The organism is Larkinella fluvii, assembly GCF_051857545.1.
Classification (GTDB): domain Bacteria; phylum Bacteroidota; class Bacteroidia; order Cytophagales; family Spirosomataceae; genus Larkinella.
Genome location: NZ_JBPZHB010000004.1, coordinates 415,257 through 435,546, shown reverse-complemented (window position 1 = coordinate 435,546; position 20,290 = coordinate 415,257). Strand labels below are relative to the sequence as shown.

Genomic DNA, 20,290 nt, shown 5'->3' with positions numbered 1-20,290 from the left:
TGAAAAAATGACGGGCAGACAAACCGGATCAATCCAGACGCTAACCGTCTGACTGTCTAGCCCCTTACCCATTCCGGTTTCCGGTCGTATTATTTAATTGTGATCAAGCCCACACCTGCGTCCCTTCCGTGCAATTCTTACACATTTCAATGCCGGAGCGCGACTGGATGAGCGTCTGCCGGAATTGCCGGTACGGTTCGCTGCTCCACAATTGCGTAAACGTCTGTTCCTTCAGGTCACCCAGCCGGTAATGGGCGTCTTTGTCGAAACAGCAGGGCACCACCAGACCGTCCCAGGTAATGACGCAGGAGTGCCACATTTTCCAGCAATGTCCGTCCAGCGCGTTTTTGATGGCATAGGTACCATCGTTCGTCTTTTCGTACCGGGAATATTTATCGATGGTCGGCATCAGATCGGAGCCGTGTTCGAAGTCATAAATCTGGGCGGTTTTTAGACCCACTTCGTCCACCCCCAGTTCTTTTGCCAGTTGGTACACTTCCCCAATCTGGTGTTCATTGGGCTTGACAACCAGAAACTGGAAAATCACGTGGGGTGTCTTCGACTTCAGTTCTTTCTTCCACTTGATGATGTTCTTCGTGCCTTCGATCACCTTGTGCAACTTCCCGCCCACCCGGTATTGCTGGTACGTTTCCTGCGTAGTACCATCGATCGAAATGATCAGCCTATCCAGGCCGGATTCGACGGTTTTTTTGGCGTTGGCATCCGTCAGGTAATGGGCATTGGTCGAAGTCCCGGTATAAATTCCTTTCTGCGATGCATAGCCCACCAGTTTCAGGAAATCAGGATGCAGGTACGGTTCGCCCTGAAAATAGAACGTCAGATACAACAGCGTATCGGCAATTTCGTCAATGGTTTGCTTGAAAAGATCAGCCGGTAACATACCCGTCGGCCTTGTAAACGACCGCAAACCGCTCGGACACTCGGGGCAGCGGAGGTTACACGAGGTGGTGGGTTCAAACGAAATGGCAATCGGCGAACCCCGGTGAACCGCTTTGCCGGTCCACTTCGATTCGTAATAACTCGACAATACTTTCAGTGCGTTCCAGGCACGTTTGGGGGTTACTTTCGAGAAAAAATTTAAGCCGTCGGAAATATTACGATTCATGCGGATTCATCAAGATGTGGAACAAAGGTAGGCTATCGGTCCAATGGTTACTATTTTATGAAATATGAAAACAAATTTATTTAGAATTGTTTCAAATAAACTTGACACGTCTGCAATCCAATTGTACTTTTACGGAGTCAAACGCATCGCAATCTGGTTTTCAACGATTTCTTTTGTATCATCCGTGTCGAATACCCTTCCATTGACTGAACTATTTGCAAGCGCCAAAGGCGCAACCTACCAATGCGATACAACCAATCGGATCATCATTCAGTTCGGTGAAGCGCGCGTTTCGCTCCGGATTTCCGATTTTTTGACATTCAAGAAGCGGGTTGATTCGGTGGATATTCACACGATGATCTTCAATACCGACGATGCCTACGACGTCGAAATCATCGATGCGCCCCGCACCGGCCATCTTTTTGTTCTGAGTCTCTGTGACCTCATTGCCCTCCGCGACCTGCTGGCCGGCACCCGTTTCGTCCTCGACCTCAACACCCTTCTGAACGAACGCATTTACAGCTCGCTGGTCTATTGACCGACCATCACCAGATTGGTTTCCCGGACATTCATTCCGTATTACGTCGCTTTCCTTCTTAAAGTGCTCAATCACTGCAATTAGACTGTTTCCAAATTTTGTAGACTCAAAACTTTTTCCGGTTGAAATCAGTATTCTTGTAACAGAAAAGGCAAATCCATCCATCTGGTCAAGAACCAAAAACTGATACAACAATGAAAGATTTAGTGAGAATGAGAACGTCGCTGAAAGAAGAAATTGAGCGGATTCTCAACGAACAGATAAAAATGGAAGCACACTCTTCGGCCATTTATTTGTCGATGGCTGCCTGGTGTGATCGCAACGGTTTTGACTTTAGCGCCGGTTATTTTTATAAGCAATCCAACGAAGAACGGAATCATATGCTGAAGCTTTTCAACTATGTTTCTGATATGGGTGGTCACGCCATTTCTCCCGAAGTAACCAACGTTCCGCAAGAATTCGACGGTTTCCGCGATGTGTTCGAACTGGCTCTGCAACAGGAAATTGCGGTTAGCAACTCGATCAACCGCATTGTGGGCCAAGCCCGTCAGTTGAACGATTTCGCGACTGATCAATTCATGCAGTGGTTCGTGAAAGAACAAATCGAAGAAGAATACGTAGCACGTCGGGCGGTCGAATTATTCGATGTCATTGGTGAAGAAGGCGTGGGTCGTTATATGATCGATAAAGCCATTCCGAAAATTACCTACGGCGACGTTGAAGCGCAATAAGTTGTATGCGTTGCTTTCTTCCTATAGCTTCTTACTAAATTGTATAAACCCGGATTTAACCCATCCGGGTTTTCTTTTTTATTCTGTTTTATTAACCCGGCCAAAAACGGGATTTAAAACGGGAAAGAGGGATTAATCACCCTGCTGTTCCTTGCCTGATTCCGATTATTGGCCACTTCGATTCGCTATCTTTACCATTTCCATTCAACAACCCATTGCATACGAACCAGCCTGAGGCATGGATGTCATCATTATCGGAGGAGGGCTGGCTGGATTGGTCAGCGGGCTGGAACTGGCCCGGGCGGGCTATCAGGTTGCGATTGTCGAGCGAAAAACGTACCCTTTTCACAAAGTCTGTGGCGAATACGTCTCCAATGAAGTTCGGCCTTATATCGAGTCGCTGGGCGTTGATTTGAAGGGTCTGGGGGCCACTCACATTGACCGGTTTCAGTTCAGCTCTCCTTCGGGCCAATGGCTGGAAACAACGCTGGATTCGGGCGGTTTTGGTGTGAGTCGCTACGTCCTGGACCATTCCCTGTTTACGCTGGGTCAGACGGCTGGCATCCGGTTTTTACTGGGCAAACAGGTTGAAAATGTCACCTTTGCCTCCAATCAGTTTACAGTTGAAATAAACGATGGACAGGTCTTATCCAGCCGGTTGGTGATTGGTGCGTATGGCAAACGATCCAAAATCGACCGGCAATTGCAGCGGCCGTTCATGCAAAAACCGTCGCCGTACCTCGGCGTGAAGTATCATATCCGGACCGACTTTCCACTTGATACCATTGCGCTGCATAATTTCCAGGACGGGTATTGCGGTTTGTCGGCCATCGAAGACGGGAAGTTTTGCCTTTGCTACCTGACGACGCGCGAGAATCTCCGCCCTTTCGGCAACATTCCGGCGATGGAGCGGGCCGTTTTGTTTCAGAATCCCCATTTGAAACGCATTTATGAAAATGCCGAATTTTTATACGAAAAACCGGAAGTCATCAACGAATTCTCGTTTGCCCCCAAACGCGCCGTCGAGCAGCACATCCTGATGGCGGGTGACTCGGCGGGGCTGATTACGCCCCTCTGCGGCAACGGCATGGCATTAGCCATCCACAGTGGCAAACTGGTTAGTGAACTCTCATCGAGGTATTTAAACGGGCAATTCTCGCGCAACGAACTGGAACAACGGTATCAATCGGAATGGTCGGCCCGGTTTGCCCGGCGGCTGTGGGTAGGCCGAACCGTACAGCGGCTTTTCGGTGATCGGTGGCTGTCGGAAGCTGCGGTTTTGGTTTTCGGTGCGTTCAAACCGCTGTTGCGGGCAGTGATTCGGCAGACGCACGGGGAGGTTATCGCGGTCGAAAAATAGTCAAACCGGAATCACCGTCGTATTTTTCACTTCCGACATCACGAAAAAGCTGCTGATGTTCAGAATCCCGGGAATTACCGAAAGCCTTTCCTGGTAAAACCGGTTGTAGGTCTCCATGTCATGAACTACCACTTTCAGGAGGTAATCAAACGTTCCCGACACCAGGTTGCATTCCATGATTTCCGGGAGTTGGGCAATGGCCAGATTAAACTCCACGAAGGTGTCGCGGGTTTGCTTGTCGAGCGTGACGTGACAAAAAACCACCAGCAGGTGACCCAGCTTTTTCTTGTTCAGCAGCGTCACATATTTCTCAATAATTCCTTCACGTTCAAGCCGTTTAATGCGTTCGTGAACGGGCGATTTTGAGAGGTTGATCCGCTGGCCGATCTCCTGAATCGTGAGTTGTGCATTGTCCTGTAAAAGGGACAATATCTGCCGGTCAATCTTGTCTACCTGCGTCATGACGGAATTTTTTCTTTACAAAGCTGTTCGACAGGCTCGTCACCAAATTATTTCCTTCTATACTACGAAAAGTAAACAGTATTTCCCAAAAAGAGTTATAGAATCAGAAATCTGTTTGGCAATTCATACCTTTGTGCATCCAATCAATACCAACCACAACCGCAGAATACGATGGTAATCGGTGTTCCAAAAGAAATAAAAAACAATGAAAACCGGGTGGCGCTGACCCCCGCGGGTGTTGCTGAGTTTCGTCGATTTGGCCACACCGTTTATGTGCAGGTCAATGCGGGGGTGGAAAGTGGTTTTGAGGACGAAGAATACATTGACGCCGGGGCCGTGATGCTGCCTACCATCGAGGATGTTTACGGCATTTCCGAGATGATTATGAAGGTGAAAGAACCGATTGCGTCGGAATATAACCTGATTAAAGAAGATCAACTGCTGTTTACCTATTTCCACTTTGCATCGTCGGAAGAACTGACGCATGCCATGATTGAACGCAAAGCCGTTTGTCTGGCTTATGAAACCGTGGAAAAAACCGATCGCAGTCTGCCGTTGCTGATTCCGATGTCGGAAGTCGCCGGACGGATGGCGGTTCAGGAAGGTGCCAAATATCTGGAAAAACCGCAAAAAGGCCGGGGTATCCTGCTGGGCGGTGTTCCGGGGGTAAAACCGGCCCATGTGCTGATTCTGGGTGGCGGAATCGTGGGAACACAGGCGGCCAAAATGGCGGCTGGTCTGGGCGCACACGTCACCATCATGGACATCAGCCTGCCGCGTCTGCGGTATTTGTCGGACATCATGCCTGAGAACGTCGATACGCTCATGTCGAACGAATACAGCATTCGGGAAGCCGTCAAGCATTCCGATCTGATTATTGGCGCGGTATTGATTCCGGGTGCGAAAGCCCCCCACCTCATCACTCGCGAGATGCTGAAACTGATGCGTCCCGGAACGGTTCTGGTCGATGTAGCCGTCGATCAGGGTGGTTGTATCGAAACCTGTACGCCAACCACGCACGAAAATCCGACATACGTCATCGACAATGTGGTTCATTATTGTGTTGCCAACATGCCGGGTGCGGTTCCTTATACTTCAACCGTGGCCCTGACCAATGCCACGCTCACTTATGCCCTGCAATTGGCCAACAAAGGCTGGCAAAAAGCGTGTCGCGACAATGAAGAACTGAAACGTGGGCTGAATGTCGTTAACGGCAAAATCGTTTACAAAGGCGTTGCCGATGCGTTTGGTTTGCCACTGGACGATGTCAATGACCTGTTGAAGCGCGAAGAAGAAGAAATCGACTTTTAAGACAAGACCGTATGTATTCCAACCTGGTTAAGATTACACTTCATCGACGAATAATTAGTACAACTTCATCAACTTTTTTTTAAGGGTTTAGGAATAGAAATAGCAAAGACACGACCGCCATGAGTCGTGTCTTTTTTTATGATCCTGGGTAACTGATCCAGCCTAGGGTAAAAACAAAAAAGAGGTTACGACTTTCGTCATAACCTCTTGATTTTGAAGAGCCCCCAGTCGGGATCGAACCAACGACCTACTGATTACAAGTCAGTTGCTCTACCAGCTGAGCTATGGAGGCAATTCGATTTGAGCGTTCTACCACGCAGGCAGTCAACCGAAAACCGGGGTGCTGGATGGCTTTCTTTAAATCTGGTGCAAAAATAGCAAATTTACCTTTTCGATCAAAGAAAGATTCCTTTATTTTTCAAGCCGAAACCGTATTTTTTGGTTTACTGGGCTTCCCGAATCACTTTCAACTGGTGCTTCAGATCATCCAGTTGCTTCTGGGCTACCTGAATCTTTTTGTCGATGTCGGCCCGCAGCTTATCCGCACCTTTCGAACGGCTGAAGAATTCGATGTTGTTGTTATACACCGCAATATCGTTTTCCAGCGTCGTCATTTTCCGGCGAATATCACCTTCTTTTTTGTACAAATCCCGCGACGAACCGGTTTCACGGATCATCTCCGCTTCATTCTCAAGCGTCAGCCGCTCTTTCTCTCTTGGCGAAATTTTTCCGTTGGCCCCCACAAACAAGTTGACCGCGTTGATGTACCGCTTCTGAATCGACTGCATGTCTTTCTTCGGTACATACCCGATTTGCGACCACTCTTTTTTGAAGTCGTTCAACTGCGCCAAATCCGCATTACCGCTGTTTGCCACGGTTTCGATCCGCTCGCAAAGCGCTATTTTCTTCGCCAGATTTTCTTCAAACTCTTTCTCAACCTCCTGGTTCCGGGAGCGTTTCTTGTTGAAGAAACCGTCGCAGGCGGCTTTGAAGCGTTCAAAAATCGTGTCTTTGAATTTCTCCGGAACCTGACCGATGTTTTTCCACTGACGTTGCAATTCAATGACTTTCTGGGTGGTTTCGGCCGACTCTTCGCCCGACTCCAGAATGCCTTCTACTTCTTCGCACAACTGGGTTTTGGCTTTCAGGTTTTGCTCCCGCTTGTTTTCGAGTTGTTTGAAAAACTCACCTTTGTGGTGGAAAAACTGCTTGAGTGCAGCCCAGAATTTCTTGCTCAGTTCTTTACCTTCGTCGCGCGGCATAGGCCCCCGAATGTTGTTCCAACGATCCTGGATCGTCATCACTTCGCGGGTTTTTTCGTTCCAGTCATTGATGCTGTTCGAAGTGAACGATGTAAACGGAATCAGTTCTTCGTAAAGTTTGGATTTCTCTTCGTACAACTGTGCGCCTTCTTTCCGAATCTCTTCGTTCTGCCCGCGACGGCGGTCGTAGAGCGTATCGAGTGCTTTTTTGAAGCGTTGCCACAACACTTCCTGCTCCGCTTTCGGAGCCGGTCCGACGTGTTTATATTCTTCGAAAAGCGCGTTGGCTTCGTCAATAACCGCTTTGGTTACCGGACTGCCTTCGTTCGCCTGAACCATCGCTTCCACTTTTTCACAAAGCTCCGCCTTCTGGGTCTGGTTCTTTTTCCGATCGAGTTCCTTTAATTCAAAATAAATATTACGGTTGCTGTAATACCGGTCAACGAGGGCATGGTAGGTGGCCCACAGCGTCGCATTATGGGGCGACGACACATTCCCGGCCGCTTTCCACTCGTCCTGAATGTGCTTGAAACCGTTCCAGCTTGTCTTTGGATCACCGGCGTTGTTTTCGTCGGCTTCCACCAACTCCCGCAACCGGCGCAGCAGCTCCGTTTTGAGGTTAAAATTGTTATCCTTGGCCTTTTCGAGTTGCTGGAAATACTGATTTTTCTGGTCTTTAATCTGCTTAAACAGACTATCGAACCGACTCACCAGTTCATCCGGTTTAAACTCGAATCCCTCTTCTGAGCCGGTTTCCTGCACATAACGCTGCAGGGCTTCGGCCCGGTCCGACGCTTTCGATTGATCAAACAACGGACGTAATTCTTTCAAGACGTCATCTGCCCGACGATAGTCCGATGCCGAAACCGCATCCGTCTTCAAGGAAGCCAGATTTTTTTCGAGCAATGCGACCATGTCCGCCCGGGAAAGCTGGCTGTAATCGGCAGCCGGAGTTACCTCCTCCAGTTCCAGTTCGGCCGATTCAGTGGGTTCAGCGTGCATTTCTGCCACCGTCGAAGTTTCCGGAGTGGTTGCTTCCACAGCCTCCGGCTCTGCAACCGGTGCCTTTTCAGCAGAAACCACCTCCTGTCCGGATTCGTCAGCAACCGTCGGCTCCGTTGCCAAAGCTTTCGGCGTTTCCGCTCCTTCCGGCTCGGGCTCTCCCAAATCGGTTGTTTCCTGATTGAGTTCCGTCTCCACCGTGTTGGCAGGTTCGGGAGCCGATTCTACTTTGTCAGCCGGTTTTTGATTCGATTCCAGTTCCACTTTGTCAGTCGGTTCCTCGTTTGATTCTACCGCATCAGTCGGCCCAGTCTCCGGTTGTATCTCGTGAGATGCGTCCGGATTCTGTTCCTTGCGTTCAGTTATTTCTTGCTCTTCGCTCGCCATACGATCTTTAGGAATCGTTACTTTTGCAAAAATACGAAAAAAAGCGGATTATTATTTCTTTACAGACCGCATCAACGGATCGAATCCCAAACACCCATGCTATCTCCCCTGGCTGACCTACGCAAAGAGTATACCCTAAACGGGTTGGACCCGTCAGATGTTACCAAAAATCCGTTCGATCAATTTCAACGCTGGTTCACGGAAGCTCTGAATGCGGGTGTTCCGGAACCCAATGCCATGCATTTGGCCACGGTTGGTCCAAAAGGCCGGCCTTCCGGACGAATTGTGCTGCTGAAGGGCTTCGACGAAAACGGCTTTTCTTTCTTCACGAATTACCAAAGCCGCAAAGGATTTGAGTTGGCCACAATCCCCTTTGCCTCACTGACCTTTTTTTACGCCGAACTCGAACGCCAAATCCGGATCGAAGGCGCGATTCAGAAAGTATCCCCGGAAGATTCGGACGTTTATTTTCAGAGCCGCCCCCGGGGCAGCCAGATCGGGGCCTGGGTTTCACACCAGAGTTCCGCCATTGAAGGTCGTGAGGTGCTTGAAAACCGCCAGCGGGAACTGGAGCAACAATTCGAAAACCAGTCCATTCCGCGTCCCCCGCATTGGGGCGGCTACCTCCTGGTTCCCGATCGCATCGAGTTTTGGCAAGGCCGGCCCAGCCGTCTGCACGACCGGGTATTGTACCGAAAAGAAGAAGAAAATTGGGTAATTGAGCGGCTGGCGCCGTAAAAAAATGAATGAATAATACAGCTAATGCTCATTATTCATTCATCTGACCTGATGGCTTCGTATCTAAAATGTGACGCTCTCGGCAATTTCCTTAAAATTATCCAGGTCTTCCTGAACACTGTTTAGCTTGGCTGTTAAGGAAACGATGGCAATTTTTCCCAGCGGTAATCGCAAGGGCGGTTGGTCAAGATTAGCTAGGTCGATGATGGCTTTTGCGGCTTTTCGCGGGTCACCTTCCTGTTTGCCATCCACCAGTTTAATTCGTTCTCTGAATGCGCCCGCGGTTGCCTGATAGTCTTCAATAAATCTGTCGGCCTGCTGAAATGAACTTCCTGCAAAATTGGTTCTGAAAGGTCCGGGTTCGACAAGCGTCAGTTTAATTCCTAACGGAGCGATTTCCTGGGCCAATGCTTCACTAAATCCTTCCAGCGCAAATTTACTGGCGTTGTAAATCCCAAAACCGGGAAACGCTTTAAAACCGCTGTGCGATGAAATTTGTATGATATGTCCGCTTTTTTGTTGTCTGAAGCGTGGTAAAAAAGTCTGGGTTAGCAGCAACGTACCAAAAAAATTAGTCTCAAATAGTGCTCTTGTTTCAACAATGCTCGTTTCTTCGATTGCTCCTGCCATTCCAAAACCGGCATTATTTACCAGCACGTCAACTCTGTCAAATTGCTCCGTTATATATTTAAAAGCATTTGTAATTTCATCCGGTTTCGTAAGATCCATTGTAAGACCAATTGCTTTTGTTTGATGTCGATCGTTGAAACGATCGGCCTGTAGTTGATGGCGGAAGGTGCCAATAACAAAATCGCCATTTTCGATTACGGCCTCGGCCATTGCGTGACCCAGACCACTGGAAATACCAGTTATAAACCAAATTTTTTGTATCATAAAATGTGTAGATAAAAAAGGGGTAATTGAATTACCGGAGGTTATAAAAAAGTGCTAACACCGGAACGATGCAGCACTTAAAATAGATTGTAAGATTCTGGGTTAAGCTACATATCGCTCTTTTATTATTTTCCCATCCTGCCAATCCTGAATGGCCACTTCAACCACCATTACCGGGCCATTGTCCTTGTGGTCGAAATCCAGTGACCAAACCAAAAAACTTCGGTTCCCTTTTATGATTTTACCTACAGCGGTAAAATCCCGTACGGCTTCAACTTTTGATAGTAGTTCACGTCCCACTTTTTCGCTGGTTGCCTTACCCGTGTGGGTAATCCCATCCAAATCTGTTTTTTCCAAATCGGGATGGTAAAACTTCTCAAATGCTTCGAGGGGTTTGCCTTCGGCCATCAGGACAATGAGTTCATCCAACGCTGCTGAAATTTGTTGCTCAATCATAATTAATTGTTTAGTAGTTAATTATGATGCAAAAGTGCAACTTCTATCCCCGAATCGATAGCACGAAAACTACCTTATCCGGTATTTTTCGGACATTTCGTTTTTGAAACCCAGGGGCGTGGTGTTCGCTTCGGACTTGAATACTTTGGAGAAGTAGGAACTGTCAAAATACCGCAACTTGGCCGCAATTTCAGAAACAGTAAAGTCAGAAAAAGTCAGAAGCCGTTTCGCTTCAAGCACACTTCTCGCCCTGATCATTTCACTGGCGGTTTTACCGGTTACGGTTTTTACAACAACATTTAAGTGATGCTGGGTAATATGAAGCTGATCGGCGTAAAATGCCGTGGTTTGATTTTCACTAAAATGAGTTTCCAGCAAATTTTTAAAATGCTTTAAAAGAATCAGGTATTTTTTGGAAACAGGTGCCTTGGTTTTGGTGTCAACACAACGTTGAACCTGTTCCAGCAAAATATGCAACAGCGATTGGGTAATCGTCTGACTTTTGCCTTGACGGTTGTGTTCTTTGGCAATTAAATTGATAATTTGTTGTATTTCAGAAAAGTCTTCGCGGTTTAAATGAAGGCAAGGATTGGAATAAAAATTATCCAGAAAACTCAGCTCAAAAAGTTTATCTTTATCGGTATGATTGAGTAGAAAAAAGTCTTCCGTGAACATCACTGTGCCACCAACCAACGGTTGCCATTCTTCAAAATAATGAACTTGGTTGGGTGAAATAAAAAATAAACTATTGGGTTTTATTTCGTATTCTTTATAATCTATTGTCTGTTTACTGCTGCCCTTTTCGACCCATAGTACCTCATAAAAAGTATGTTTATGGAAATCGTCTACGTTCGGTTCCGCCATTTCTTCAAAACGCATGATTTCAAAATCAGTCGGATTGGTCGGCTGGTTGATGAAATGCCCGATCGAATAAAACGGAAATAATTCTTTCATCACGTAGAAGATGAACGATGGGACAAAAAGAGAATGCTTTTTAAGCCAAATCAAACAGATTCTTGACCCCAATCGTCCGGTCTACCGTGAACCCTTCGCCGTATTTGACGCCGATGACGTGGCCGAACTCTTCGGCGCGGGCGCGCAGAAATTCCATGAATTCCTGGCTGGCAATGTAACTCATGGGTTCGTTGCTCTTCGGATCGTAGAACTGACTCTTGTAGGCCAGCAACGACTCCTGTTTTTTCTCGTAGAAATCGGTAATATCGACGATGAAATCCGGTTTGATGTAGCGATCCTGAATCAGGTGATACACCAGTTTCGGACGCCAGGCTTCCTGCTCCAGCCCTGTCGCGTCAGCACCAAGATGATCGACGGTTTTGATTTGCCGGAGCCCCGAATAAAAGCACGCATCCACCACCAGTTCCGACGCCCGGCCGTGGTCGGGGTGCCGGTCATAAATGGCATTCGTGATCACAATGTCGGGTTGGTAACGCCGGATCGCCACCATCAGCGCCTTCTGGTGTTCTTCATCGTTGCGAAAAAAACCGTCCCGAAAACCCATGTTTTCGCGTGCCGACAGCCCCAGAATCCGGGCAGCCGCGTCGGCTTCCTGCAAACGGATTTCGGGCGTTCCCCGCGTCCCGAGTTCTCCGCGGGTGAGGTCTACAATCCCGACTTTTTTACCCTGTGCAACGAGGGAAAGAATGGTGCCAGCGCACCCTAATTCAGCATCGTCGGGATGTACGGCAATGACAAGTAAATCCAGTTTCATTCGTTAGTGGACTCTCAGTTTTTGTCCCGGCCGAATCCGTGAACGGGTTGAAAGGTGGTTTTTCCGGGCCAGCGTCGAAGCCGTCAATCCATACCGCCGGGCAATGCTGGTGAGGGTTTCGCCCGATCGAACACGGTGGAGAACCGTGCGCTTGTAACGCGGCTTGAACCCGGACAAGTTGACACTACTTTTCCCGCGTAAATAATCCCAGACCGATGCGGTTAAAATGAAATGGTCGGAAATCAGGGAGTTAGTTGGGAAGTCATAAACGAACGTGGGGCTGAAGGGGTTGCCCTCATACCGGGTTTCGAAGTGGAGGTGAGAACCGGAACTGCGGCCGGTGCTGCCACCCAGGCCAATCTGATCGCCCGCCTTGATGAGTTGGCCGGATTCAACCAGTGCCTTGGACAAGTGACCGTACACGGTTTCCAGACCGTTGTAATGCCTCAACAGAATGTACCGGCCAAAGCCGCCACCGTCCCAGCCTGCCACCCGCACAATCCCGTCGAAAGCGGCATAAACCGGGTCGCCGGTTTCCAGATCGAGATCCATTCCCTTGTGCCACCGACCCCAGCGCGGACCAAACATGGAGGTCACTTTTCCGTCGACGGTGGGGGCCGACCAATACCGGTTCTCGCCCGGATCGTATAATTTCAGATCAATTACTTCGTCAAACTGGAGGGGGTCGATGCCATATGGATCGACGTTGTGAGGATCCCAAATGGCATAATAATCCGCAATTTTCACCCAGTCGTCTCCCACCTGAACCGAGTCGATGTATTCGACCACGGCCGGTTCACCTTCGTCAATGGTAGAAGTGTCCTCGGCCACTACGGGATTCACCTCTTTTTTGGGTTCAAACTGATTATTAAACCGCAGGTTGGAAGGTTCCTGTTCAAATTCCTCATCCGGCACCTGAACCGGCGATTGCGTGGGGAAGTTGGGATTTTCTTTCTCTGTTTTCTTTGGCTTGATGCTCAGGTTTTTCTTGAATTTTCCACGTTCCTGTGCCTCTACGGTCGTTACGCTTGCCAAACAGCAAACGCTGGCGAACAGCCACCAGACTGCCAGTTTTCTCATCCTTGGGGATAAAGTTTGAAAAAAAAGTTAAGAGTTAAGAGTTAAGAGTTAAGAATGCTTTAGCCAACTCTTAACTCTTAACTCTTAACTTTTAACTCTCTTTTGGTGGTTACTAATTGTATATCGTTTACGCTTCCGCGTGCATTTCAACTTCTTTCATGGCCAGATACCGCTCGGCATCCAGGGCGGCCATACAGCCCGTTCCGGCGGCCGTCACTGCCTGACGATACGTATTGTCCTGGGCATCACCACAGGCAAATACGCCCGGCACGTTGGTCCGGGTGCTGCCTTTTTCCGTCAGGATGTACCCGGTTTCATCCATATCAACGAACGGTTTGAAAATGGCTGTGTTGGGTACGTGACCAATGGCGACGAAAAAGCCGGAAACATCGATCACCCGTTTTTCACCCGTCACCGCATTTTTGATCAGCGCACCGGTTACTTCCTCCTCACCCAGCACCTCTTCCGTTTCGCTATTCCACAAAATTTCAATATTGGGAAGCGATTTCACGCGGTTTTGCATGAATTTCGACGCCCGCATTTCGTCCCGACGAACGATCATGTATACTTTCCGGCACAAATTGGCCAGGTAACTCGCTTCTTCAGCCGCCGTATCACCCGCGCCCACAATGGCAACGTCTTTGCCCCGGAAAAAGAAGCCGTCACAAACCGCGCAGGCCGAAACGCCCAGGCCGTTCAGGCGCATTTCCGACGGCAAACCGAGCCATTTGGCCGAGGCTCCGGTTGAAATAATCACGACATTGGCACTGATTTCCTGCTGGTCGTCCACCGTAGCCTTGTGAATGGTGCCGGAGAAATCAACGGCGGTGACAACACCATACCGGATGTCGGTTCCAAACCGGCGGGCCTGTTCTTCGAGGTCCGTCATCAGTTGGGGGCCGTTGACACCGTGGGGATAACCCGGAAAATTATCAACTTCGTTGGTGATGGTGAGTTGTCCGCCCGGTTGCATTCCCTGGTATAAAACGGGTTTCATGCCCGCGCGGGAAGCATAGATGGCGGCTGTATATCCGGCCGGGCCGGAACCAATAATAAGGCAATTGACGTGTTCGGTGGTCATCGTCTGACAAAGAATAGAATGTTTAATCTGGTCGGCTTTTGCTTAAATACGGAGCCAGACACTGAAAAAACAAGCGCAAAGGTGCAAAAAATTCCCGGCGAAACCAAGTTAAAGGAGAATGAACCCTGAGCCCTGAATAATGAAAAAATAAGACAAAATCCTTCTCTTTTGCGGCCCTTTTGCCCTTCCCTGCTCCAGCTTCACCATCCACGCTTCCTTAAAATTTACAAAATTCGCCATTCGATCCGCCGGTTTAGCTTCCGGTTTTCGTCGGTCGTGTTGGGAGCAACGGGCTTTGTTTCACCGTATCCGGCCGATTTAATCCGGTTTGGGGCGACACCGGCTTTGGCCAGATAGTTCACCACCGATTGCGCCCGTTTTTTAGATAGTTCCAGATTATTGGCCGTACCGCCCTGATTGTCCGTATGCCCGGAAACTTCGATATTGACCGTTGGATTGACTTCCAGAAACTTCACAAGCCGGTCGAGTTCCGTCCGCGATTTGTCGGCCAGATCATACCGCCCGGTTTCGAAGAACAGGTTGTTCAGCGTCTCTCTGGCCGGAGCCCCGCCCTCCGACGGTTTGATCGGTTCCAGCGGCACGCTCATCGTCAACCCCTCGCCTTCCCGTTTCCGGGTAAAATCGAACGACAAACTTTTGAACAGATACCCCGGCCCGATGACATACAGGGCGTACTCGCCACCAGTCGGCAGAATGGCGGTGTATTGCCCGGTTTGCGGATCGGACTGAACGCGGGTAATCAGTTGATTGGTCGACAGGTCAATGAGTTCGATCGTGGCATTCAGCGGTTTTTTGGTGCGGGCATCCGCCACCAGCCCTTTCAGGTAACTGACCGGGCGGACTTTCTGACGCAGGGCTTCGGGCAGATCGAAAACGTAGAGTTTGGAACGTTGCTTGCCGTCGCTGGCAGCCTGTTCCTGCGAATAATAGGCGTGAGCACCGTTGGCCGAGACAAACAAAGCTGCCTGATCGTCGGAAGTATTGATCGGATAACCCAGGTTTTGCGGATTCGACCAGCCCGAAGCCGTACTGTCGGCCACAAACAGATCGTAACCACCCAGGCCCAGGTGTCCTTCCGAAGCGAAAAACAGGCTCAAACCGTTGGCGTGAATAAACGGCGATGCTTCGTCAAAGGGCGTGTTGATGCTTTTCAGATTATAAGGCGGTTTCCATTCCCCGTCGTCGCCCAGATCGCTGCACCAGATATCGCGCCGACCCACGCCCCCTTTCCGATCCGAAACAAAATACAGACGCCGGCCATCCGCTGACAAGGCGGGTTGCGATTCCCAGGCGCGGGTGTTGACCACCGGCCCGATGTTCTGCGGTTCCGACCAGGCATTCCCGGTTTTATGACTAATGTACAGGTCACAACTTCCGTAGCCTGCGCGGCCCTGACAAACCGTAAACACGAGTGTGCGGCCATCGGCCGACAGCGTGGGCGTCCCTTCGTTGTTGATGGAATTGATGAGGGGCGAAATGGATTCGGGCGGACTCCAGGTCTCGCCCTTTTGCGTCGAAACCATCAGGTCCTCATCCCCTTCGGGCTTCAAAACCGTGTAAACCAGCGTCTGCTCATCGGCGGTCAACACCGGAAAATACTGTGACGGAAACGCCTGAACCGTTGGCGACAACGGCTGCGGTTTGACGGGCAGCGGATTCTGAATCGCCTGTTCGCCAAAGTGGGCGGTTTGCAGCATCCGGTCGATCCTTTTCCATTGCAGCGACTGGGGCGGAAACAGCTTCTGATACCGTTCGATGTGCGGGATGGCGACCCGGTAATTGCCTTTCTTGAGCAGATACGCACTTACAAACTGATACGCCAGCCCCGTCGTAGGTTTGTCGGGCTGCTGTCCGATGGCCCGTTGGTAGACCTGAAATGCCTGGTCGGGCTGGCGCATGAATTCGTACACCTGCCCCAGTTTCAGATACGCATCGGTGTAGCCGGTATCGCGTTCCACCGCCTGGTGAAACAAATCCAGCGACTCAGTCATTTTCCGGTTCGACAAGGCGTCGACGGCCTTTTTATATAATTCGACGGCCTTCTTGTTCTGGGCGTAGGAAGGAAAAAGAAAGGGAGGAAACGAAAAAAGGAATACAAGGAAAAACAGGCGGTTCGGCCGTCGCTCCTTTCTTCCTTTTATCCGCTTCGGTTCCCTTACGGAATGTCCATGAATTTGTGTGTTTGCAACGAAACCTGCCATTGCGGATGCTGTTTTACATACTCAACGATCAGAGGTAGCATTTCATTTGAACGACTCCACTCCGGTTGTAAAAACAATTTGCAATGCGGTTGCAGCGATGTTACAAAGGACTCCGCAAACGCAAAATCGCTTTTGTTGTAAATAATGGCTTTCAATTCATTCGCCTTTTGGAAAATATCCGGATTAGGCTCCTTGAATTTCTTGGGCGAAAAACAGATCCAGTCCCAACGTCCGGTGACAGGATAAACGCCCGAGGTTTCAATGTTGGTCTGAAAACCGGCATTCTGAAGCGCCAGCGTCAAACCGCTCAGGTCGTGCATCAGCGGTTCTCCGCCCGTAATCACGGCCATGCGCCCGGGGAATTGCGAAGCCCCGTCAACGAGTTCATCGATCGTATAGCTGGGGTGGGCGTTCACATCCCAGGATTCTTTCACATCGCACCAGTGACACCCGACGTCGCAGCCGCCGAGCCGGATGAAGTAGGCGGCTTTTCCGGTGTGCGCCCCCTCTCCCTGCAACGTGTAGAACGATTCCATAACGGGAAGCCGCTCCAGGGTGTCAGTTTGTTGATTCAGTACTTGATTCATGGTGCAAAGTTACGGAATTTGCGGGCGAAGGTTCATCTATTCCCACGGCTTTCCGCAGCCTTTATGAAGTATCGTCCGTTTTCGTTTCTGCTTACCGGCCTGATTTTCGCCGTCATAGGCACTTTTTTTATCAGTCATACGCCCCCTTTGGCGGCTCCAAAGCCCAACATCGTCTTCATCTTCGCCGACGATCTCGGCTGGGGCGACCTTTCTTCCTACGGAGCTACCGACCTGAAAACACCCCACATCGACAGCCTGTTGCAGTCTGGATTGCGCTTTACGAATTTTTACGCCAACAGCCCCGTTTGTTCCCCCAGCCGGGCGGCTCTGCTGTCGGGGCGTTGGCCGGAAGCGGTGGGTGTTCCGGGCGTCATTCGCGACGACTTGGCCGATAGCTGGGGCTACCTGGCTCCGGGTCCGCTGCTCCCCAACTACCTGCAAAAAGCGGGCTACCACACGGCTTTGGTTGGAAAATGGCATTTGGGACTGGAACCCGAGAATGCCCCCAACGAGCGCGGTTTCCAGGAATTTTACGGTTTTCTGGGCGATATGATGGATGATTATTACACCAAACGACGCAATGGTCACAACTTCATGCGCCACAATCGTCAGGTCATAGATCCGCCCGGTCACGCAACGGAGGTGTTTACGGAAGGAGCAATCCGCTATGTGAACAGCCGGAAAAACAACCCAAAACCGTTCTTTCTATACCTCGCTTACAACGCTCCTCATAACCCGTTGCAACCACCCGCCGACTGGCTCGACCGGGTGAAAAAGCGGGAACCCACCATCGACCCGACCCGGGCCAAACTGGTGGCATTAATCGAACACCTGGACGTCAACATCGGTCGGCTTCTGGCAACGCTGAAAGCCAACCGACAGTTGGAAAATACGTTGATCGTTTTCACGAGCGACAACGGTGGCTGGGGTCCCGCCAAAGCCAACAACGGCCCCTACCGCGCTTTCAAGGGAACGATGTACGAAGGCGGGATTCGGATTCCGGCGGGCGTTGCCTGGACGGGTCACATCCAGCCGGGCCGGATGTCGGACGAGCGGGGGCAACTCAGCGACTGGATGCCCACGTTTCTGGAACTGGCGGGTCAACAAGCCACTATGCCGGTCGATGGGAAATCGCTGGTGCCGGTCTTCCTGACGAATCAACCGGATGCACAGAAGCTCGACCTACTCCGCCAGCGGCCGCTTTTTTACATTCGCCGGGAAGGCAACGACGCCTTCAAGGGACTGACGACCCAGGCTGTTCGGCTGGGCGACTGGAAATTGCTGCAACCCAGTCCGTTTTTACCCTTTGAATTGTATAACCTGAAAGACGATCCGAAAGAAACCACCGATCTATCGAAGCAGGAAAAAGCGAAAGCCAATGAGCTGACCCGCCTGTTAATGAACCACATCCAACTGGGCGGGGCCGTGCCGTGGCAGAAAAGAAAATAGGAATCGGTGCAACGTTCCGGTTCAGGACGGCATCTTCATCGCAGGAATTTTATCTTTCGCCAACCACCATGCAAACCCATCGTTTTTATTTATCGCTCTTGTTTTCGACACTGATGGCCGGTTTTTCAGAAGCGCAATCGGTAACGAAACAGTTCAGTATCAAGTCGTTCGACCGCATCGACGTGGCCAACGCCATCGATGTCGAAATCCGGAAAGGCGCTTTTGACATTGTGGCCGATCTGTCGCCCGGCGAAACCGAATACCTTTCGGTCAAAAGCGAAAACGGCGTGCTGGTCGCCCGGTTTAACCGGCCGGCTGGCAACTGGATGCCGGGCAAAAGCCGCAAATCACCCCGCTTGCTGGTCACGATGCCCGCCCTGCGCGGCATTACCCTTTCCGGTGCCTCCGACGGCGACGTGAATGATGCGTTCGACAGTGAAGAGCTGGACATTACACTGTCGGGAGCCGCCGATCTGACGATGAAAGACATTTCAGCCAACCGCATCCGGCTGAAAGCCTCCGGGGCTTCCGACACCAAACTTCGGGGCCGCGTGAAGCAACTCGATGTTGACATTTCGGGGGCGTCGGATTTGCAGGCTTACGACTTAACGGCCGATGAAGCGATTATCCGGGCGTCGGGAGCAAGTGATGCCTCGGTGACCGTAACGAAACGACTGGAGAAAAACACGCGGGGTGGAGCGGATGTCTCCCACCGGGGCAATCCGCAGACGGTGATTTCGAACCAGAAAAAATCGGACGACTAGACCGACGAACCGCGCATCCAGTGAACCGACTCGGGCGACATTTCCAGCCCGATCAACTGACCTACTTTGATTTTTTCGTGGGAGGCTGCGATAAACGTCAGGTTGACAAACCGGTTCATTTCGACCTCCACTTCCAGGTAAGCGCCTTTGAAAAACACATTTCGGACGGTTCCGCCGAAGCGGCCGCGGTCGCTCAACCGGATGTTTTCCGGCCGAACACACGCCAGAGCGTTGGGCTGGTAGGCATGAATGATGCCCATCAGCGGCAGGTGTTTGGCTCGAATCAGGTTGGCCGGGCCGGTCATTTGCGCGGCATAGGCGTTATACGGACGGCGGTAGACATCCATCGGCGCACCCATCTGAATCAGTTGGCCATCCTGTAAAATTCCGATGCGGTGCGAAATGGACAGGGCATCGGTGGAGTCGTGGGTGACAAACAGGCAGGCGGTTTTCTCGTTCCGAACCAGATCCAGCAACATACTCCGAATCAGTTCACGGTTGGGCAAATCGAGGTGACTGAACGGTTCGTCGAGCAGCAACGCGGCCGGTTTTTCGGCAATGGCACGGGCAATGGCCGTCCGCTGTTTTTCACCCCCCGACACCTGGCGCGGGAGCCGGTGTTGCACCGCTTCGAGCCGACACAGGTTTATCAACTGCTCGACCCGGAAATCCTGGTAGCGTTTTTCGTAAAACCGTAAGGCGTAGGCGATATTTTCGCGAACGGAAACATGGGGCATCAACTGGTATTCCTGATGCACCAATTTGATATGCGGATGCCCCGGAACCAACTGTTCTGATGGCCCTTTAATCCGTTCATTATTCAATTGTACGGCCCCTTCCGTTGCATCGAGTAAACCCGCCATCAGATTGAGCATCGTACTTTTCCCCGAGCCACTCGCCCCGATCAACCCCACCACCTCACCCGGTTTTATGATCAATGAAACGCCCCGAACGGCGGTTACGTCCCCGAAAGATTTTACAAGATGGATAGACTCAAGCAATGGACAATGACCTTTTTCAGTACGTGCAATATGTTGATCAACAAGGATTTACGCAAATAATAAACGAAAACCGTCTTAGCCGAAGGTGTAAAATTAAGGAATTACGGGAA

General features: G+C 50.5%; 19 protein-coding genes and 1 tRNA gene. 7 read left to right on the top strand and 13 right to left on the bottom strand.

Annotation, left to right across the window (positions count from 1 at the left end; genetic code table 11):
* Positions 1-103 precede the first annotated feature (103 nt).
* The gene (locus tag ACS5NO_RS12230; protein WP_138994166.1) at positions 104-1,126 is read right to left on the bottom strand and encodes an SPASM domain-containing protein; all 1,023 of its coding nucleotides are present in this window, start codon (positions 1,124-1,126) and stop codon (positions 104-106) included.
* Between the two features lie 202 nt (positions 1,127-1,328).
* On the opposite strand from ACS5NO_RS12230, the gene ACS5NO_RS12225 reads away from it, so the two are divergent.
* The 3 genes from ACS5NO_RS12225 (at position 1,329) to ACS5NO_RS12215 (ending at position 3,755) form a co-directional block, all read left to right on the top strand.
* The gene (locus tag ACS5NO_RS12225; RefSeq protein WP_439415408.1) at positions 1,329-1,664 is read left to right on the top strand and encodes a hypothetical protein; all 336 of its coding nucleotides are present in this window, start codon (positions 1,329-1,331) and stop codon (positions 1,662-1,664) included.
* Positions 1,665-1,858: 194 nt separating this feature from the next.
* Positions 1,859-2,395 carry a ferritin gene (locus ACS5NO_RS12220; protein WP_150874975.1) on the top strand — a complete coding sequence of 179 codons (537 nt, stop codon included), beginning with the start codon at positions 1,859-1,861 and terminating at the stop codon, positions 2,393-2,395.
* Positions 2,396-2,633: 238 nt separating this feature from the next.
* The gene (locus tag ACS5NO_RS12215; RefSeq protein ID WP_439415407.1) at positions 2,634-3,755 is read left to right on the top strand and encodes an NAD(P)/FAD-dependent oxidoreductase; all 1,122 of its coding nucleotides are present in this window, start codon (positions 2,634-2,636) and stop codon (positions 3,753-3,755) included.
* Here the strand turns inward: ACS5NO_RS12215 and ACS5NO_RS12210 are convergent, their stop codons facing one another.
* Positions 3,756-4,217 carry an Lrp/AsnC family transcriptional regulator gene (locus tag ACS5NO_RS12210; RefSeq protein WP_439415406.1) on the bottom strand — a complete coding sequence of 154 codons (462 nt, stop codon included), beginning with the start codon at positions 4,215-4,217 and terminating at the stop codon, positions 3,756-3,758. It abuts the gene before it with no gap.
* Positions 4,218-4,388: 171 nt separating this feature from the next.
* On the opposite strand from ACS5NO_RS12210, the gene ald reads away from it, so the two are divergent.
* Positions 4,389-5,528, top strand: a complete 1,140-nt coding sequence (gene ald, locus ACS5NO_RS12205) for an alanine dehydrogenase (protein ID WP_439415405.1) — start codon at positions 4,389-4,391, stop codon at positions 5,526-5,528.
* Between the two features lie 219 nt (positions 5,529-5,747).
* On the opposite strand, the gene ACS5NO_RS12200 is transcribed toward ald, so the two are convergent.
* Both ACS5NO_RS12200 and ACS5NO_RS12195 read right to left on the bottom strand, forming a co-directional pair.
* Positions 5,748-5,820 (bottom strand) — tRNA-Thr (locus ACS5NO_RS12200).
* A 151-nt stretch (positions 5,821-5,971) separates the two neighbouring features.
* Positions 5,972-8,179, bottom strand: coding sequence for a DUF349 domain-containing protein (locus tag ACS5NO_RS12195; protein WP_439415404.1), 2,208 nt, complete (start codon positions 8,177-8,179; stop codon positions 5,972-5,974).
* Positions 8,180-8,275: 96 nt separating this feature from the next.
* On the opposite strand from ACS5NO_RS12195, the gene pdxH reads away from it, so the two are divergent.
* Positions 8,276-8,917 carry a pyridoxamine 5'-phosphate oxidase gene (gene pdxH, locus ACS5NO_RS12190; RefSeq protein ID WP_439415403.1) on the top strand — a complete coding sequence of 214 codons (642 nt, stop codon included), beginning with the start codon at positions 8,276-8,278 and terminating at the stop codon, positions 8,915-8,917.
* Positions 8,918-8,980: 63 nt separating this feature from the next.
* On the opposite strand, the gene ACS5NO_RS12185 is transcribed toward pdxH, so the two are convergent.
* The 8 genes from ACS5NO_RS12185 to ACS5NO_RS12150 all read right to left on the bottom strand — a co-directional run bounded on the left by ACS5NO_RS12185 (position 8,981) and on the right by ACS5NO_RS12150 (position 16,966).
* Positions 8,981-9,811 carry an oxidoreductase gene (locus tag ACS5NO_RS12185; protein WP_439415402.1) on the bottom strand — a complete coding sequence of 277 codons (831 nt, stop codon included), beginning with the start codon at positions 9,809-9,811 and terminating at the stop codon, positions 8,981-8,983.
* A 102-nt stretch (positions 9,812-9,913) separates the two neighbouring features.
* Positions 9,914-10,267, bottom strand: coding sequence for a SnoaL-like domain-containing protein (locus tag ACS5NO_RS12180; protein WP_439415401.1), 354 nt, complete (start codon positions 10,265-10,267; stop codon positions 9,914-9,916).
* A gap of 69 nt (positions 10,268-10,336) precedes the next feature.
* Positions 10,337-11,221: an AraC family transcriptional regulator gene (locus ACS5NO_RS12175; protein ID WP_439415400.1), complete on the bottom strand. Its 885-nt coding sequence runs from the start codon at positions 11,219-11,221 to the stop codon at positions 10,337-10,339.
* Between the two features lie 40 nt (positions 11,222-11,261).
* Positions 11,262-11,996 carry a bacillithiol biosynthesis deacetylase BshB1 gene (gene bshB1, locus ACS5NO_RS12170; protein ID WP_439415399.1) on the bottom strand — a complete coding sequence of 245 codons (735 nt, stop codon included), beginning with the start codon at positions 11,994-11,996 and terminating at the stop codon, positions 11,262-11,264.
* 3 nt (positions 11,997-11,999) lie between these two features.
* The gene (locus ACS5NO_RS12165) at positions 12,000-13,076 is read right to left on the bottom strand and encodes a peptidoglycan DD-metalloendopeptidase family protein (RefSeq protein WP_439415398.1); all 1,077 of its coding nucleotides are present in this window, start codon (positions 13,074-13,076) and stop codon (positions 12,000-12,002) included.
* Between the two features lie 127 nt (positions 13,077-13,203).
* Positions 13,204-14,157: a thioredoxin-disulfide reductase gene (gene trxB, locus ACS5NO_RS12160; RefSeq protein WP_114404912.1), complete on the bottom strand. Its 954-nt coding sequence runs from the start codon at positions 14,155-14,157 to the stop codon at positions 13,204-13,206.
* Positions 14,158-14,381: 224 nt separating this feature from the next.
* Entirely contained in the window at positions 14,382-16,169 is a 1,788-nt protein-coding gene (locus tag ACS5NO_RS12155; protein WP_439415397.1) for an OmpA family protein, read from the bottom strand.
* A 164-nt stretch (positions 16,170-16,333) separates the two neighbouring features.
* Positions 16,334-16,966: a 7-carboxy-7-deazaguanine synthase QueE gene (locus tag ACS5NO_RS12150; RefSeq protein WP_439415396.1), complete on the bottom strand. Its 633-nt coding sequence runs from the start codon at positions 16,964-16,966 to the stop codon at positions 16,334-16,336.
* 63 nt (positions 16,967-17,029) lie between these two features.
* Between ACS5NO_RS12150 and ACS5NO_RS12145 the strand changes: the two genes are divergently transcribed.
* Positions 17,030-18,415: a sulfatase-like hydrolase/transferase gene (locus tag ACS5NO_RS12145; RefSeq protein WP_439415395.1), complete on the top strand. Its 1,386-nt coding sequence runs from the start codon at positions 17,030-17,032 to the stop codon at positions 18,413-18,415.
* Between the two features lie 68 nt (positions 18,416-18,483).
* Positions 18,484-19,179, top strand: a complete 696-nt coding sequence (locus ACS5NO_RS12140; RefSeq protein ID WP_150874991.1) for a head GIN domain-containing protein — start codon at positions 18,484-18,486, stop codon at positions 19,177-19,179.
* On the opposite strand, the gene ACS5NO_RS12135 is transcribed toward ACS5NO_RS12140, so the two are convergent.
* Positions 19,176-20,180, bottom strand: coding sequence for an ABC transporter ATP-binding protein (locus ACS5NO_RS12135; protein ID WP_439415394.1), 1,005 nt, complete (start codon positions 20,178-20,180; stop codon positions 19,176-19,178). The genes ACS5NO_RS12140 and ACS5NO_RS12135 overlap by 4 nt on opposite strands.
* Positions 20,181-20,290 lie beyond the last annotated feature (110 nt).

What these genes read in the sequence shown, in the direction of transcription:
- ACS5NO_RS12230 (WP_138994166.1), bottom strand. Translation starts at nt 1,126, where the DNA reads ATGAATCGTAATATTTCCGACGGCTTAAATTTTTTCTCGAAAGTAACC.
- ACS5NO_RS12220 (WP_150874975.1), top strand. Translation starts at nt 1,859, where the DNA reads ATGAAAGATTTAGTGAGAATGAGAACGTCGCTGAAAGAAGAAATTGAG.
- ACS5NO_RS12215 (WP_439415407.1), top strand. Translation starts at nt 2,634, where the DNA reads ATGGATGTCATCATTATCGGAGGAGGGCTGGCTGGATTGGTCAGCGGG.
- ACS5NO_RS12210 (WP_439415406.1), bottom strand. Translation starts at nt 4,217, where the DNA reads ATGACGCAGGTAGACAAGATTGACCGGCAGATATTGTCCCTTTTACAG.
- ald (WP_439415405.1), top strand. Translation starts at nt 4,389, where the DNA reads ATGGTAATCGGTGTTCCAAAAGAAATAAAAAACAATGAAAACCGGGTG.
- ACS5NO_RS12195 (WP_439415404.1), bottom strand. Translation starts at nt 8,179, where the DNA reads ATGGCGAGCGAAGAGCAAGAAATAACTGAACGCAAGGAACAGAATCCG.
- pdxH (WP_439415403.1), top strand. Translation starts at nt 8,276, where the DNA reads ATGCTATCTCCCCTGGCTGACCTACGCAAAGAGTATACCCTAAACGGG.
- ACS5NO_RS12185 (WP_439415402.1), bottom strand. Translation starts at nt 9,811, where the DNA reads ATGATACAAAAAATTTGGTTTATAACTGGTATTTCCAGTGGTCTGGGT.
- ACS5NO_RS12180 (WP_439415401.1), bottom strand. Translation starts at nt 10,267, where the DNA reads ATGATTGAGCAACAAATTTCAGCAGCGTTGGATGAACTCATTGTCCTG.
- ACS5NO_RS12175 (WP_439415400.1), bottom strand. Translation starts at nt 11,221, where the DNA reads ATGAAAGAATTATTTCCGTTTTATTCGATCGGGCATTTCATCAACCAG.
- bshB1 (WP_439415399.1), bottom strand. Translation starts at nt 11,996, where the DNA reads ATGAAACTGGATTTACTTGTCATTGCCGTACATCCCGACGATGCTGAA.
- ACS5NO_RS12165 (WP_439415398.1), bottom strand. Translation starts at nt 13,076, where the DNA reads ATGAGAAAACTGGCAGTCTGGTGGCTGTTCGCCAGCGTTTGCTGTTTG.
- trxB (WP_114404912.1), bottom strand. Translation starts at nt 14,157, where the DNA reads ATGACCACCGAACACGTCAATTGCCTTATTATTGGTTCCGGCCCGGCC.
- ACS5NO_RS12155 (WP_439415397.1), bottom strand. Translation starts at nt 16,169, where the DNA reads ATGACTGAGTCGCTGGATTTGTTTCACCAGGCGGTGGAACGCGATACC.
- ACS5NO_RS12150 (WP_439415396.1), bottom strand. Translation starts at nt 16,966, where the DNA reads ATGAATCAAGTACTGAATCAACAAACTGACACCCTGGAGCGGCTTCCC.
- ACS5NO_RS12145 (WP_439415395.1), top strand. Translation starts at nt 17,030, where the DNA reads ATGAAGTATCGTCCGTTTTCGTTTCTGCTTACCGGCCTGATTTTCGCC.
- ACS5NO_RS12140 (WP_150874991.1), top strand. Translation starts at nt 18,484, where the DNA reads ATGCAAACCCATCGTTTTTATTTATCGCTCTTGTTTTCGACACTGATG.